This is a genomic window from Pseudomonas alkylphenolica, assembly GCF_004025535.1.
GTDB classification, from domain to species: Bacteria; Pseudomonadota; Gammaproteobacteria; order Pseudomonadales; family Pseudomonadaceae; genus Aquipseudomonas; species Aquipseudomonas alkylphenolica_A.
In genome coordinates this window covers 380,265-394,818 of the sequence record NZ_QJRG01000034.1, presented here as the reverse complement: position 1 = coordinate 394,818, position 14,554 = coordinate 380,265, and the positions used below count along the sequence as shown (strand labels likewise).

The window sequence follows — 14,554 nt, the reverse complement described above, 5'->3', positions numbered from 1 at the left end:
CGGATGAATCCGCTCCTACAGGGGACGGGGACTCAGCGGCCGCCCATGATCGCGATGTAGTCCTGGGTCCAGCGGCTATACGGCACGAACTTGCCGCCCTCTGCTTGCGGGGTTTTCCAGAAGGCAATCTTCTCGAACAGGTCGTAGCCGTTGGTCTTGCAGCCTTCGGCGCCCAGCAGTTCGCTGCCAGTACAGGCTGCCGGTACCGCTGGCAACGAACCGAACCAGGCCGCCACGTCACCTTGCACCTTCGGTTGCAGCGACCAGTCCATCCACTTGTACGCGCAGTTCGGGTGCTTGGCGTCGGTGTGCAGCATGGTGGTGTCGGCCCAACCGGTGGCGCCTTCTTTTGGTACCGTCGAAGCCACCGGCTGGTTGTCGGCTTTCAGCCCGTTGACCATGTAGCCCCAGGAACTGGAGGCCGCCACGCCTTCGTTCTTCACGTCGCTCATCTGCACGGTTGCGTCATGCCAGTAGCGATGGATCAGCGGTTGTTGCTGGCGCAGCAGGTCAAGCACGGCCTTGTACTGGGCTTCGTTCAGTTCGTAGGGGTTCTGGATGCCCAGTTCCGGCTTGGCCGACTTCAGGTACAGCGCCGCATCGGCAATGTAGATCGGGCCATCGTAGGCCTGCACGCGGCCCTTGTTCGGCTTGCCATCGGGCAGGTTTTGCGGTTCGAACACCACGTTCCAGCTGGTCGGCGCCTCTTTGAACACGTTGGTGTTGTACAGCAGCACGTTAGGGCCCCACTGGTAAGGGGTGCCATAGGTCTGCTTGTTGACCACGAACCAGTCGCCGTTCTGCATGCGCGGGTCGACGTTCTTCCAGTTGGGGATCAGCGCAGTGTTGATCGGCTGCACGCGCTTGCCGGCGATCAGGCGCAGCGAGGCATCGCCCGAGGCGGTGACCAGGTCGTAGCCACCCTTGGCCATCAGGCTGACCATTTCGTCGGAGGTGGCAGCGGTTTTCACGCTGACCTTGCAGCCGGTTTCCTTTTCAAAGCCGGTTACCCAGTCGTAAGCCTTGTCGCTTTCACCGCGCTCGATATAGCCAGGCCACGCCACGATATCCAGCTGGCCTTCGCCAGCGCCCACGGCTTTGAGCGGTTCGGCGGCCTGGACCGCGGCACTGGCCAGCAGGGCGGTACTCAGGGCGCTGAGCAGAGCGTTCTTGTGCACTGACATGGTATTCCCTCTTGTTCAAATTATGGTCGGGGCAGTAGTAGCGAAAGCGGTGACGCAACTCTTGTAAGCGTAGTGCTGTTGTTCCGGTCTATGCCAAATGCTCGCCGTGGCGCGCCATGATGTGGCGGACCACGCTGTAGTCCTGCAGCGAATCGCTGGACAGGTCCTTGCCATACCCGGAGCGCTTGAGGCCGCCATGGGGCATTTCGCTGACCAGCATGAAGTGACTGTTGATCCAGGTGCAGCCGTATTGCAGGCGGGCGGCGATCTGCATGGCCTTGTCCAGGTTCTGCGTCCACACCGAGGAGGCCAGGCCGTATTCGGAGTCGTTGGCCCAGTCCACTGCCTGGCTCAGCGCCTCGAAGCGGGTCACGGTAACGACCGGCCCGAACACCTCGCGCTGGACGATTTCGTCGTTTTGCTTGCAGCCGGCCAGCAAGGTTGGCTGGTAATAGAAGCCCGGCCCCGAGTGCACGGCGGCGCCGGTGACCCGCTCGATATGCGGCTGACTCAGTGCCCGCTCGACAAAACTGGCGACCCGGTCGCGCTGGCGGGCACTGATCAGCGGGCCTATCTCGTTGTCGCTGTCGCGCTTGCCGGCAAAGCGCAGGCTGGCGACAGCGGCGCCCAGCTCGGCCACCAGGCGGTCATGAATACCGGCCTGGGCGTAGATACGGCAAGCGGCGGTACAGTCTTGGCCGGCGTTGTAGTAGCCATAGGTACGTACCCCCTCGACCACGGCCTGCAGGTCGGCATCGTCACAGACGATCACCGGCGCCTTGCCGCCGAGTTCCAGGTGGGTGCGCTTGAGGGTTTTCGAGGCGGCCTGAAGTATTTTCTGGCCGGTGACGATATCGCCGGTCAGCGACACCATGCGTACCTTGGCATGGCTGACCAGATGGCTGCCGACGCTTTCACCGCCGCCGCAGATGATATTCAGCACGCCGGGCGGCAACAGGGCATTGAGGGCCGGTGCCAGCGCCAGGATCGACAACGGTGTGTGTTCAGACGGCTTGAACACCAGGGTGTTGCCGGCGGCCAGGGCCGGAGCGATTTTCCACGCGGCCATCATCATCGGGTAGTTCCATGGCGCAATCGACGCCACCACGCCCAATGCATCCCGGCGCACCATGCTGGTGTAGCCCGGCAGGTATTCGCCGGCCAGCTGGCCGGTCTGGCAGCGCACGGCGCCGGCAAAGAAACGGAACACATCGATGGCGGCCGGCAGGTCGTCCTGGCGTGCCAGGTGCAGCGGCTTGCCACAGTTCAGTGCCTCCAGCTGCGCCAGTTGATCGGCGTGCTGCTCGATGGCATCGGCAATCGCCAACAGTACGTTGGCACGCTGTTGTGGCGTGGTCCGTGACCAGCTGGCAAAGGCGTGGTGCGCGGCCAGGATGGCGGTTTCGACCTGTTCGGTGCTGGCCTCGGGGATCTGTGCCAGCACGGCACCAGTGGCCGGATTGAGAATGGGCTCGGCCAGGCCATTGCCGTTCACCAGCTCGCCATCAATGAGCAGGGCGGTGCGTAGCGCAGTGGAGGGGGAACCTGACATCGTGCGGATTCTCTATTTTTATGGTGGCACGTTGGATGCGTTGTCTGAGACTAGAGCGACTCAGCCAGCCCGACAAATGCTAAATACTGAAGGCACCATTCGATTAAATCGAATGCCGCCTTCCGGCACTCGGTTGTTCGCGGGCGACAGTGAGGAATGGGTCGACCAGCGCCGGGCGTGCCGTGCCCCGGCGCCAGGCGAGACCGATGTCGAGGGTCTGGTGCAGGTCGGCCAGCGGCCGCGCTTCGATGATGTCGCCTTCCAGCGACCACGGGCGGTAGGTCATGTCGGGCTGGATCGATACCCCGAGCCCTGCCGCGACCAGGCTGCGTACCGCTTCGGTGGAGGCCGTGCGCAGGCTGATCTGGGCGCGCAGCCCGGCGCCGGCCCAGATGCGCTTGGCGTTCTGCTCCATTTCATCGACGTTGAGCTGAATCAACGGCTCCAGCGCTACTTCGGCCAGGCTGATGCTGTCGCGCTCCAGCAGCGGGTGCTGGGCCGGTAGCCAGAGCCGGTGCGGGGAGTGGGTGAGGACTTCGGTCTGTAGCGCCAGACGGTCTTCGAGGTTGGAGAGAATCAGCACGCCGACATCGATTTCGCCGCTGACCAGCAAATGTTCGATATAGGGGCGCTCGTCTTCGGTGACGTGGATGTCGACGTTGGGGTAGGCGCGCTGGAAGCGGGTCAGCAGATCGGCCAGGTAGTAACCGGCGACCAGGCTGGTCACGCCGATCGTCAGCTGCCCGGCGACCTGGTCGGTGCTCTGTTGCAGGCTGCGCTTGGCATTGTCGACGGTGGCCAGGATCAAGTGCGCCTGGCGCAGGAACTGGTGCCCCTGGTGGGTCAGGGTCATGCCTTTGGCGTGGCGGTTGAACAGGCTGACGCCGATCTCTTGTTCCAGTTGCTGAATCGCCAGGGTCAGGGTGGATTGAGAAATGAACGCGGTCTGCGCCGCGGCGGAAATCGAGCCGGTTTCAGCAACGGCAATGAAGTGGCGAATCTGGCGCAGGGTCATCATGGCGGCGATCTTTTATGAGTTTTATCGGCCTGATGGAGTGTATATCTTTTTTTTCGATGGCTAACGGTGAGGATCAGGGCTGGGCGCTGCGAGCGCTGTCGTCGGTCAAGTAATTGTGTCCGCAGGTCAAGCGGGCGGCAAAACCTGCTGGGAGGATAGGGGCAGGCCCCGAGGGCCGCCTAAAATAATGACAGGAACCAGGAGAACGCCCCATGACTGCCTACCTAAACGCCTATGCCCGCGCGACCGAGGACCCTGAGGGGTTCTGGCGCGAACAGGCCGCCGAGCTGGACTGGTACCAATTCCCCGAACAGATCTTTGCCCCGGAGCCCAGCGGCAACGGTCGCTGGTTCCCTGACGGGCAGCTCAATACCTGTCACCTGGCTGTCGACCGGCACGTGGCCAATGGTGCCGGGGAGCGCTGCGCGATTATTTACGATTCGCCGGCCACGGGCGTTCAGGAGCGCATCAGCTATCGCCAGTTGCAGGCCCGCGTGGCCCGGTGTGCCGGCATGTTGCGCGCACTGGGGGTAACGCGTGGCGACCGGGTAATCATTTACATGCCGATGATTCCTCAAGCGCTAGTTGGCATGCTTGCCTGTGCCCGCTTGGGCGCCGTGCATTCGGTGGTGTTTGGCGGGTTCTCGGCTGCCGAGCTTGCGGTTCGTATCAACGACGCGGCCCCCAAGGTGCTGCTCAGTGCCAGTTGCGGTATCGAATATGACCGCGTCGTCCCCTACAAGCCGTTGCTGGACAAGGCCCTGGAGCTGGTAGCGGGGATCACGCCGCATGTGGTGATTGAACAGCGCGAGCAGGTCGAGGCGCCGTTGCGCGGGCCCCGGGAGCACGACTGGCAGGCACTGTTAGCCCAAGCCGACCCGGTGGCTCCCGTGCCGCTCAAGGCCACTGATCCGCTCTACATCCTGTACACCTCGGGCACCACCGGTAAACCCAAGGGGGTGGTGCGCGACAACGGTGGTCACGCCGTGGCGCTCAATTTCAGCATGCAGGCGCTGTACGACGCACAACCGGGCGATGTGTTCTGGGCAGCCTCGGATATCGGCTGGGTGGTGGGCCACTCCTACATTGTCTATGCCCCGCTGATTCGTGGTTGCACCACCGTGCTCTATGAGGGCAAACCGGTGCGCACGCCCGATGCGGGCGCGTTCTGGCGGGTGATCGCCGAGCACCAGGTGAATGTGTTCTTCACCGCACCCACTGCTTTTCGCGCGATCAAGCGTGAAGACCCGCAGGTGCGCCTGGCCGCCGGTCGCGACCTGTCGTGCCTGAAGGCGGTGTATGTTGCCGGCGAACGCCTGGACCCGCCGACTTACGAGTGGTTGCACAGTTTCCTGCCGTGTCCGGTGATCGATCACTGGTGGCAGACCGAGACCGGCTGGGCAATTGCCGGCAACCCGCGTGGGCTTGGCGATTTCCCGATGAAGCCGGGTTCCGCCAGCCTTCCGTTACCCGGCTACCAGCTAGAGATTCTCGACGACGACGGTCGGCCTGTGCCGCGAAACGAGCCGGGTAATATCGCCCTGCGCCTGCCGCTGCCACCGGGCACCCTGAGCACGTTGTGGGGCGATCCCGCGCGTTTCGTTGACAGTTACCTGAGCGTGTTCCCGGGCTACTACTGCAGCGGTGATGGTGGCTATGTGGATGACGACGGCTATCTGTTCGTAATGGGTCGTGTGGACGATGTGATCAATGTCGCCGGGCACCGCTTGTCCAGCGGCAGCCTGGAAGAAGCCCTTGGCGATCATCCGGCCGTCGCCGAATGCGCAGTGGTGGCACTAGCCGAAGCGCTGAAGGGTGAGGTGCCGGTAGGCTTTGTGGTGCTCAAGCAAGGTGTCCAGCCAGACCCTGCGCAACTCGAAGGCGAACTGATTGCACGGGTGCGTGATGCCGTGGGTGCAATTGCCTCGCTGCGCCGGGTGTTCATCCTCAAACGCCTGCCCAAGACCCGTTCCGGCAAGATCCTGCGCAAGACCCTGCGCAGCCTGGCGGCGGGGCCGGAGGTGGCGGTACCGCCGACCATCGAGGACCCGGCAGTGCTCGACGAAGTGCGCGCGGTGTTTGAGCAGGCGGGTTGCTATGACGCAGCGCGTGCAAGTTACGCGGCCACCGGGCATTGAACGAAAGTACCCGGTAGCAGAGCCAGCCTTCGCGGTTGGCTCCTTTCGATCACTGAGTCATCAGGCATGAAAAAGCCCCGCCAGGATCAGGTCCTGGCGGGGCTCGCGATTGCCGGTTACAGGAGTCGCAAGACGCGCTGCAGCGCACCGAGGAACTGCGCGACATTCTCTGCACTGAAGCACAGTTGCGGGCGGATCTTGAGTGTATTGTTCTGCGCGCCGGAAACGCCGATCAGCATCCCTTCGTCACGCAGCAGGTTGACGATGCGCCGTGCTGCGGCACCGTCCGGCAGGCCAGCAGCGTCCAGCACATCGACACCGATGAACAGCCCCGCCCCCCGCACCTGGCCAAGGCTGGCATGCTCGCGGGCAACGCCCTCAAGGCCTTCCTTGAGCAGGGCGCCAACACGCAGGGCATTATTCTGCAGGCCCTCCTCCTCAATGACCTGCAGCACCGCCAGACCGGCCGCGGCGGACACCGGATTGCCGCCGAAGGTGTTGAAGTAACTGGCGTTGCGACCGAAGCGCTCGAGAATTTCCGGACGTACCGTGAGGCCGGCAAGCGGATGGCCGTTGCCCATCGGCTTGCCCATGGTCACCAGTTCGGGCACCAGGCCATGACGCTGGAAGCCCCACATGTGCGTGCCGGTCCTGCCAAATCCTGGTTGAACCTCGTCGGCGATGAACACGCCGCCGGCGGCGCGCACGGCTTCCACCGCCTCCCGCAGGAAGCCAGCGGGATCGGCGAACACCCCGTCGCTGGTGAACAGGGTGTCCACCAGCAGTGCCGCTGGGCGGATGCCATGACGTTGCATGTCGGCCAGTGCAGCGCGTACCTGTGCGGCGAACACGCGGCCGGTGCGCTGCGGATCTTCCGGGCTGTGCAGTGGCGCGTCGACCACGCGGACGTCACGCCCCAACGGTACGTAATCGCCCACCGAAGGGGACAGTTCGGCAATTGCCGCCGTCATCCCATGGTAGGCATAGCGGGTAACGATGACCCCGGTGCCGCCGGTGTAGTCGCGGGCGATGCGCAGGGCGAGGTCGTTGGCTTCGCTGCCGGTGCAGGTGAACATCACATTGCTCAGTTGTGCCGGCATGGTTGCCAGCAGTTTCTCGGCGTAGTCGAGTACACCTTCGTGCAAATAGCGGGTGTGGGTGTTCAGGGCGGCAGCCTGGCGGCTCAGGGCTTCGACCACGCGAGGATGGCTGTGGCCAACCGAGGCGACGTTGTTGTACAGGTCGAGGTACGCCCGGCCGTCACTGTCGTAAAGCCAGGTGCCGGCACCACGCACCAGGTGCAGCGGATTGTCGTAGAACAACTGGTAGGCCGGGCCGAGCAATCGCTGGCGACGCTCGATCAGGTGGCGCTCGGTGCTGCCCAGGGACTCGGCGTGTTCGGGCTGGAAGGCGTTCACTTTCAACATGGGAGGGCTCCTCAGGCGTCCTGGCGTTCATCGTCCATGACGATGCTGCCGATGATGTGGTACTTGCGGCGGTCGAAGTAACGGAAGTACAGGGCGATCGACGCGCCGAGCGCAAAGCTTGCGGCGACGATCCACGGAATCAGCCGGAACAGCAGCGATTCGGCTGCAGTGCCGGCGGCGAAGCTGAGGTTGGCGAACAACAGGTAAACCACATAGAGCATGCCGAAGCCGCCGAGCAGGGGAGCCAGGAAGGTCTTGAACCAGTGCGCCTGGGCGCGGTGCCTGGTGCCGACATGGAAGTAGCAGACCACGGCAAAGGCACACAGCGCCTGGACGATGAGGATGCCCATGGTGCCGAGGATGGCCAGCAGTGCGTAAAGGTCGGCGTAGGGGTCCTTGCCGGTGAACAGGAAAGCCAGAACGATCACCGTGGCGATCAGGGTCTGAACGGTGGAGGCAACGTGCGGTGAACCATGGCGCTCGTGGGTGCGGCCCACGGTGCGGCCGAGGAAGTCGAACAGGTTCTCCCGGCCAAGGGCGTACAGGTAGCGTGCCGCACAGTTGTGGAAGGCCATGCCGCAGGCGAACGAACCGGTCACCACCAACAGCTTGAACAGGCTGACCGCCCACTCGCCGATATAGGTGCGGGTCGGGCCGTAGAACACCTCGGCGGCGCTGGCAGGGTCCTGCGCGAGGCGAATCGCCTCGGCGGGGCCGGAGCCGGCGATGGCCATCCACGACACGAACACATAGAACACACCGATGCCGATCACTGCGATCAGCGTCGCCAGCGGAATGATCTTTTTCGGGTTGCGCGACTCTTCGCCGTACATGGCCGAGGACTCAAACCCGACCCAGGACCAGAAGGCGAAGAACAGGCCGATGCCGGCATTGGCGCCAATCACGCCCTCTGCCGGGCGGAATGCGTTCAACGGGTTGATCGACTCCGCTGCCATGCCTTGTGGTCCGCCACCGTGCAGCAGGACGGCAAACGCCATCAGCGCCAGCATCAGGATTTCCAGCACCAGGCACAGGCCCAGCACCTTGGCGGTGAGGGAAATGTCGAAGTAACTGAGTACCCCATTGGCAATCAGCATCGCCAGGGCGAACACAATCCACGGCACCTGCAGGCCCAGCATGCTGGACACCAGGTCTTCGCAGAAAAAGGCGAAGATTCCTACCAGTGCGGCTTCGAAGACAATGTAGGTAAGCGTTACCGCAATCCCCGAGGCCATACCCACCACCCGGCCGAGGCCATGGGAAATGAAGCCATAGAAAGCACCGGTGGCGGTGATGTATTTCGCCATCTGCGCATAGCCGATGGCAAACAGCGCGAGGATGATCGTCGCCACCAGGTAGCCGGCAGGGGCGTACTGGCCATTGCCGCTGCCAATGGCGATCGGTACGTTGCCGAGCATCGCGGTAATCGGTGCTGCGGTCGCCACGGTCATGAACAATACGCCCATCAAACCTACAGCGTTCTTGCGCAGGCGCTGCACCTCGCGGGGTTGTTGCGCCTGGCCGTCCAGCTTCAGTTCCAGCTCGCTGCTATAAGTCCCACTCATCTGGAGATTCTCCGAGTTTTATTGTTTTGTGCGAGGGGTCAGGCCAGCGCCTGCAAGGATTCGGGAAGGATCTGGCCGCCGTCGACGACCAGGCTCTGCCCGGTGAGGTAGCCAGCCTCTTTCGAGGCAAAGAACAGCGCGGCATTGGCGATGTCATCGACCTGGCCAAGGCGCTTGAGCGGTACGGATGCGGCCATGCTGGCCAGGTAGTCGTCACCCATGCCGTGCAGGCCTTCGGTGACAATGTTGCCCGGCAGCACGGCGTTGATGGTGATGCCGTCGCGCGCCAGTTCGATCGCCGCTGTGCGCATGAAGCCCAGTTGCGCCGCCTTGCTCGCGCCGTAATGCGCCCAGCCGGGAAAACCGGTGATCGGCCCGGTGATTGAAGAGGTCAGGATCACCCTGCCATATTCAGCGCGGCGCAAATGCGCCAGTGCGGCTTGCACACACAGAAACGAGCCCTTGGCATTGGTGTCGAGCACAAGGTCCCAGTCGGCATCCGTCATGTGCTCCAGTGCGGCGGAGGGGAACACACCGGCATTGGCACACAGCACATCGAGCCCGCCCTGGGCTGTCGCGACCTCATCGACCAGGCGCTGTACCTGTTCGCGCTCGCTCACATCGGCAGCCAGGCCGATGACGGCCAGGCCCTCGTCGCGCAGGCGGGCGGCCAAGGCCTCGACCTTGTCCCGCTGCCGTCCGCTGATCGCCACCTTGGCACCCTGGCGAGCGAAGCCGATGGCGATGCCCAGGCCGATGCCGCTTGTGCCACCTGTGACCAATACACTCTTGCCTTGTAATGAAGTCAGCATGTTCCAGCCCTCGATCCTGTGACGTAGCCCAGTGGTGTGGATCGATGGTGGGCCGACCGGCAGCGCCCGACTTGACCCCAGGGCACAAGTTGCGGGTCGCAGGATCAAATTCTTGCTCAGGCCCTGTTGCCTTGTGATGCGTGGTCAAGATTTCGCGGTTTACGGTCAAGCCAGCCGCGCGGGGCTCGACACATGCTGGACATCAGACCCCTGCCAATGGAGCGTGCCTGATGACCAGCGATACCCTTATCCATGCCAGCCCCGCCGTACTCGATTGCTTCGCCCAGCGTGCGTTGGCGCGTTATGCCAGCAGCTATCAGGGTCAGATCGAGTTGCTGGTGCACTCGGAGAATGCGACCTATTGCGTGAAAGGCGCTCGGCAACGTTTTGTTCTGCGCGTGCACCGCGCGGGCTACCATCAGCACGCCGACATCGCCAGCGAACTGGCCTGGCTGGCGGCCCTGCAGGCCACCGGCCTGGAAGTGCCAGTGCCGATCGCGGGCCTGGACGGCGAGGCCATCCAGGTTGTCGAATTGCCGGGGCATGGCAGCCGTTTCGTCGTGCTGTTCCACTGGATCGACGGCGGTGAACCGGACCAGCAGCAACTCAATGCCTCGTTCCGCCGGCTGGGCGAGATCAATGCCAGCCTGCACCGTCACGCCCGTAGCTGGCAGCGCCCGAGCAACTTCCAGCGCCTGACCTGGAACCATGAAAGCATGCTCGGCGAGCAGGGCCATTGGGGGCGCTGGAGCGAGGCACCGTACCTGGACGCACGGGCCAGTGCGCTGATCGGCGAGACGGTCGAGGTCATCGGCGAGCGCCTGTGCGGCTATGGTGAAGACCCTTCACGCTTTGGTCTGATCCATGCCGACCTACGCCTGACCAACCTGCTGGTGCAGGGGGATCGCACACGGATCATCGATTTCGACGACTGCGGGATGGGCTGGTACCTGCATGACCTGGCCGCCGCCCTGAGCTTCTTCGAGCACCACCCGGATTTGCTGCAATGGATCGATAACTGGCTCGAAGGCTACAGCCGCGTGGCCAGCCTGGATGCGCGCGACATCGCCATGCTGCCGACCTTGATCATGCAGCGGCGCCTGCAGCTGCTGGCCTGGACCGGGACCCATCGGGGCACCCCGCAGGTGGAATGCCTGGGGCCGGTGTGGGTGGAGCAGACCGTGGGTCTGTGTCACCGCTATCTGGAAGAGCGCCCGGTGGGTGCGCTCGCCCAGGCATGATGCAGACAATTATGTAACCGAAGGTTACGCACCGTGCAGGTGCGTAGCCAGGGTCAGACGCGGCGGGTGTATCCCGGCAATGATCTGCCCTTGAGCGGTCGAATGGCGCTTTTAGCGGTTTTTCCACCGCGTGGAATGAAACTTGCTCCCAACCTTACCCAGCAACCGGTAATGGCTCGAGGAGGGTTCTACGTGCACGTCGTCCAATCAGGTCAGCGCTTGCAAGCGGGTACGCCCCCGGGTAACCCGATCGGTATTCTCGCCTCGGCGGCAACCGGCCTGGTCGGTTTCATCGGCCAGCAAGGTGGCGATGTCGAGCGCATCCTCGGGCGCACCGGCATCGCCTGCGATCAGCTGGAGCACCCGACCTTGAGCCTGGACCTGAACCAATACTGCCAGGTGTTCGAAGAGGCGGCCCGGCAGACGGGCAACGACAACTTCGGCCTGCGCTTTGGCCAGCAATTCAAGCCCGATGCCCTGGGGCTGCTCGGCTATGTCGGCATGTGTTCGGCTACCCTCGGAGACGCCCTGCGCAATGTGGTCAGCACCTTTCCCGTGCACCAGCAAAGCAGCCTCCTGCGCATGGAGGAGCGCGGAGAATTTTGCCAGCTGGATTATCAGGTGCAGTACGGCGCCATCCTGCGCAAGCGTCAGGATGCCGAGTTGTCCCTGGGCATGTTCGTCAACCTGATGCGTCATGCCCTGGGGCAGAACTGGGGGCCGGAGAAGGTGCTGTTCGAGCACCCACAACCCGAGGCCTGGCACGAGCACTGCAAAGTGTTCGATGCGCCAGTGCTGTTCGGTCAGCAACGCAACTCCCTGGTGTTCCGCCGCAGTGTGCTCGACCGGCCGATGCCGGGCCGCGACCCGCGACTGCTGGCAATTGTCATCGAAAGCATGCGTCTACTCGGTACTCAGGCGGGTGCAACGAATCGTCCGGGCATTGTCGATGACGTCAAATCGCAGGTCAGGGCTTTGCTCGGTGATGGCTACCCGAGCCTGGAGCAGGTCGCCGACCAGTTGCGCATGCCGAGCTGGACCGTACAGCGCCGTCTGCAGGAGCAGGGACTGAGCTTTTCCACCTTGGTCGACACCGTTCGCCAGGAGCTGGCGACCTACTACCTGCAACAATCCGCACTGCCGATTTCCGAGCTCGCCCTGTTGCTCGGCTATTCAGAAATCAGCGCGTTCTCGCGGGCGTTCCGGCGCTGGTTCGAGGTCAGCCCGAAACAATGGCGCCAGGCACACAAAGGGCAAGCAACCGCCCCTTGAGTGGAGGACTTGTCGGCCCGCGTGCACTAAGTGCCATGCGTCTTGCGCAGGGGCACCTCTTTCAGCAGCCAGGACAACACAAACGCCACGCCGGTGATCACACAGGCCACCAGAAACACGCCGTGCATGGCGCCGGAAAAAGCCTCCAGATAGAGGTGTTGCAACGGGGCGGCGAGGGCATGTACGTCTGCCGGCGACAAATTGGCCGGTGCCCCGACGCTGGCCGGGAAATCGCCGGTCAGCCGATCCAGCAAGGCATGTGAGAACAGGGCGCCAAACACCGAGACGCCAATGGCCCCGCCGACCGAGCGGAACAGGGTCGTGCCGGAGGTGGCGACGCCCATATGGCGCAGTTCCACGCTGTTCTGCACGGCGAGGATCAGCACCTGCATGACCATGCCCAGGCCGGCACCCAGCAGCCCCATGTAGAGGTTCATCAGCGCCGTTGGCGTGTCCAGGTCCAGGCGGCTCAACAGGCCCAGTGCGATCACCTGCAGCAAGGTGCCGATGATCGGAAATATCCGGTAGCGGCCCCAGCGGCTGATCAGACGCCCGGTAATTGCCGACACCACCAGCAGGCTGCCCATCAACGGCAGCATCTGCAGACCGGCGCCGGTCGGGGTGGCGTCCTTGACCACCTGCATGTACATCGGCAGGAAGGTCACCGAGCCAAACAACGACACACCGACGATAAAGCTGATCAGGCCGGCAAGCACAAAGGTGCGGTGGCGGAACAGGTGCAGCGGCATGATCGGCTCGGCTGCACGGCGCTGCTCCAGAACGAAACCCACCAGAGCGATCAGGGCAAACAGCGACAGGCACAGGATGTCCAGCGAGGCCCAGGCAAACTGGCTGCCGCCCAGGCTGGTGATGAGCACGAGTGAGGCCAGCGCCACGGTCAGGAAAAACGCCCCGATGTAATCGATGTCGTGCTTTACCCGGGTTGCAGGTGGACGGAACACGCTGCCGATCACCACCAGTGCCAGCAAGCCCAGCGGCAGGTTGATATAAAAGATCCAGCGCCAGGACAGCTGTTCGACCAGAAAACCGCCGATCAGCGGCCCGACCACGGTCGCCAGGCCAAACACGCCACCAAACAGCCCCTGGTAACGCCCGCGCTCGGCAGGTGGGATGACGTCGCCGATGGCCGCCATCGCCACCACCATCAACCCGCCACCGCCCAGGCCCTGAAGAGCGCGCAGTAGCACCAGTTCGGTCATGTTCTGCGCGGCGCCGCACAACACCGAGCCGACCAGGAACAGGACGATGGCGACCTGCAGCACGCGCTTGCGGCCGTAAAGATCGCCAAACTTGCCGTACAGCGGCACCACCACCGTGGACGCCAGCAAATAGGCGGTCACCACCCAGGACAGCCAGCGCAACCCGCCCAGGTCGCTGACGATGGTCGGCAGGGCGGTCGAGACGATGGTCTGGTCGAGCGCAGCGAGGAACATCACCAGCAGCAATGCACTGAACAACAGAGGGATGGGCGGGTGATCAGCCTTCTCGACGGGAGCGGCGGTAGCGACTGCGGCAGCGTTCTCGGATGTCGGTTGCATGCGGTGACCTGAGCAAAAAAGGGCGATCGTTGAGGGTGGCGCTGTGCCTGTTCAGCTGCTTTCGCGTTGCGCGTACTGCCTGCCGACTTCCTGCAACCCTGCCAGGGCGAAGCTGTACAACTGGGCGGAAACGACATCGCGGGGCATTCCGAGTATTTCCTGCAGGGCACCGGAGGCGCCTCGCGGGCCGATCAGCAGCATGGCCCAGGGGGCGCTGACGCAGAGAACGCAGCGGGTCAGCGCAGGGTTGTCCACCGGGATGGCGGTGATCTCGCTGAACAGCGCTTTGAGCAGTGACAGTTTCAGTGACGCCTCGGTCTGCAGGCCTGTGGGGCTCTGGCTGCTGGGGGTGAGAATCTCGGTTGCCAGTACGCGCAAATGCCAGCTCTCACGGCCCCGCGACGCCTTGCGTACCACCAACTCGACCAGTTCGCGCAATTTCTCTGCTGCAGGTTGTGCGCTGCGGGTAATGCGCTGCAGGTCGGCAATATCCAGAAAGCGTCGCCGAGCCTCTTCCAGTACTGCCTGGTACAGGCCATTGCGGCTGCCGAAGTGGTAGTTGATCGACGCCAGGTCGACCTCGGCCTTGGCGGCCACTGCCTTGTTGCTGGTATCGGCATGGCCGAGCGCGGCAAAGAGCTCGCCGGCAGCCTCGAGAATGCGCGTGCGGGTAGCTTCGCCGTCTTTGCGGGGTTCACGGGGAGAGGTGGCCATCGAAAGCGCTCCGCAGAGAATGATCGTTGGCAGAGCTTGATCTTCATTAAATTTAAATTCAATTTAAATTTA

General features: G+C 63.5%; 11 protein-coding genes. 3 read left to right on the top strand and 8 right to left on the bottom strand.

What is annotated here, in order from left to right:
- Positions 1 to 32 precede the first annotated feature (32 nt).
- The 3 genes from ydcS to DM813_RS05895 form a co-directional block, all read right to left on the bottom strand.
- Positions 33 to 1,184: a putative ABC transporter substrate-binding protein YdcS gene (gene ydcS / locus DM813_RS05905; protein WP_128322481.1), complete on the bottom strand. Its 1,152-nt coding sequence runs from the start codon at positions 1,182 to 1,184 to the stop codon at positions 33 to 35.
- 88 nt (positions 1,185 to 1,272) lie between these two features.
- Positions 1,273 to 2,736 carry a gamma-aminobutyraldehyde dehydrogenase gene (locus DM813_RS05900; protein WP_128322480.1) on the bottom strand — a complete coding sequence of 488 codons (1,464 nt, stop codon included), beginning with the start codon at positions 2,734 to 2,736 and terminating at the stop codon, positions 1,273 to 1,275.
- Positions 2,737 to 2,839: 103 nt separating this feature from the next.
- The gene (locus DM813_RS05895) at positions 2,840 to 3,754 is read right to left on the bottom strand and encodes a LysR family transcriptional regulator (protein ID WP_128322479.1); all 915 of its coding nucleotides are present in this window, start codon (positions 3,752 to 3,754) and stop codon (positions 2,840 to 2,842) included.
- A 212-nt stretch (positions 3,755 to 3,966) separates the two neighbouring features.
- Between DM813_RS05895 and DM813_RS05890 the strand changes: the two genes are divergently transcribed.
- Complete coding sequence (locus DM813_RS05890; RefSeq protein ID WP_128322478.1) at positions 3,967 to 5,892, top strand: acetate--CoA ligase; 1,926 nt, start codon at positions 3,967 to 3,969, stop codon at positions 5,890 to 5,892.
- A 116-nt stretch (positions 5,893 to 6,008) separates the two neighbouring features.
- On the opposite strand, the gene DM813_RS05885 is transcribed toward DM813_RS05890, so the two are convergent.
- From DM813_RS05885 to fabG, 3 genes are read right to left on the bottom strand one after another with little or no spacing between them, the layout of a single operon-like run.
- On the bottom strand, positions 6,009 to 7,319 hold the full coding sequence (locus DM813_RS05885; RefSeq protein ID WP_206617361.1) for an aspartate aminotransferase family protein: 1,311 nt from the start codon (positions 7,317 to 7,319) through the stop codon (positions 6,009 to 6,011).
- 11 nt (positions 7,320 to 7,330) lie between these two features.
- Complete coding sequence (locus DM813_RS05880; protein WP_206617360.1) at positions 7,331 to 8,884, bottom strand: APC family permease; 1,554 nt, start codon at positions 8,882 to 8,884, stop codon at positions 7,331 to 7,333.
- 38 nt (positions 8,885 to 8,922) lie between these two features.
- A complete protein-coding gene (fabG, locus tag DM813_RS05875) occupies positions 8,923 to 9,696 on the bottom strand; it encodes a 3-oxoacyl-ACP reductase FabG (RefSeq protein ID WP_128322476.1) in 774 nt (257 codons plus the stop codon).
- Between the two features lie 230 nt (positions 9,697 to 9,926).
- Here fabG and DM813_RS05870 point away from each other — a divergent pair, with 230 nt between their 5' ends.
- The gene (locus DM813_RS05870; protein ID WP_128322475.1) at positions 9,927 to 10,937 is read left to right on the top strand and encodes a phosphotransferase enzyme family protein; all 1,011 of its coding nucleotides are present in this window, start codon (positions 9,927 to 9,929) and stop codon (positions 10,935 to 10,937) included.
- Between the two features lie 192 nt (positions 10,938 to 11,129).
- Positions 11,130 to 12,209: an AraC-like transcriptional regulator QhpR gene (gene qhpR / locus DM813_RS05865; RefSeq protein WP_128322474.1), complete on the top strand. Its 1,080-nt coding sequence runs from the start codon at positions 11,130 to 11,132 to the stop codon at positions 12,207 to 12,209.
- 26 nt (positions 12,210 to 12,235) lie between these two features.
- Here the strand turns inward: qhpR and DM813_RS05860 are convergent, their stop codons facing one another.
- The gene (locus tag DM813_RS05860; RefSeq protein ID WP_128322473.1) at positions 12,236 to 13,768 is read right to left on the bottom strand and encodes an MDR family MFS transporter; all 1,533 of its coding nucleotides are present in this window, start codon (positions 13,766 to 13,768) and stop codon (positions 12,236 to 12,238) included.
- A gap of 51 nt (positions 13,769 to 13,819) precedes the next feature.
- Positions 13,820 to 14,482 carry a TetR/AcrR family transcriptional regulator gene (locus DM813_RS05855; protein ID WP_128322472.1) on the bottom strand — a complete coding sequence of 221 codons (663 nt, stop codon included), beginning with the start codon at positions 14,480 to 14,482 and terminating at the stop codon, positions 13,820 to 13,822.
- Positions 14,483 to 14,554: the final 72 nt, after the last annotated feature.

Bases quoted from the DNA above. Each gene is read 5' to 3' on its own strand.
- DM813_RS05890 (WP_128322478.1), top strand. From the start codon at position 3,967: ATGACTGCCTACCTAAACGCCTATGCCCGCGCGACCGAGGACCCTGAG.
- DM813_RS05895 (WP_128322479.1), bottom strand. From the start codon at position 3,754: ATGATGACCCTGCGCCAGATTCGCCACTTCATTGCCGTTGCTGAAACC.
- fabG (WP_128322476.1), bottom strand. From the start codon at position 9,696: ATGCTGACTTCATTACAAGGCAAGAGTGTATTGGTCACAGGTGGCACA.
- DM813_RS05880 (WP_206617360.1), bottom strand. From the start codon at position 8,884: ATGAGTGGGACTTATAGCAGCGAGCTGGAACTGAAGCTGGACGGCCAG.
- DM813_RS05885 (WP_206617361.1), bottom strand. From the start codon at position 7,319: ATGTTGAAAGTGAACGCCTTCCAGCCCGAACACGCCGAGTCCCTGGGC.
- DM813_RS05855 (WP_128322472.1), bottom strand. From the start codon at position 14,482: ATGGCCACCTCTCCCCGTGAACCCCGCAAAGACGGCGAAGCTACCCGC.
- DM813_RS05900 (WP_128322480.1), bottom strand. From the start codon at position 2,736: ATGTCAGGTTCCCCCTCCACTGCGCTACGCACCGCCCTGCTCATTGAT.
- DM813_RS05870 (WP_128322475.1), top strand. From the start codon at position 9,927: ATGACCAGCGATACCCTTATCCATGCCAGCCCCGCCGTACTCGATTGC.
- ydcS (WP_128322481.1), bottom strand. From the start codon at position 1,184: ATGTCAGTGCACAAGAACGCTCTGCTCAGCGCCCTGAGTACCGCCCTG.
- DM813_RS05860 (WP_128322473.1), bottom strand. From the start codon at position 13,768: ATGCAACCGACATCCGAGAACGCTGCCGCAGTCGCTACCGCCGCTCCC.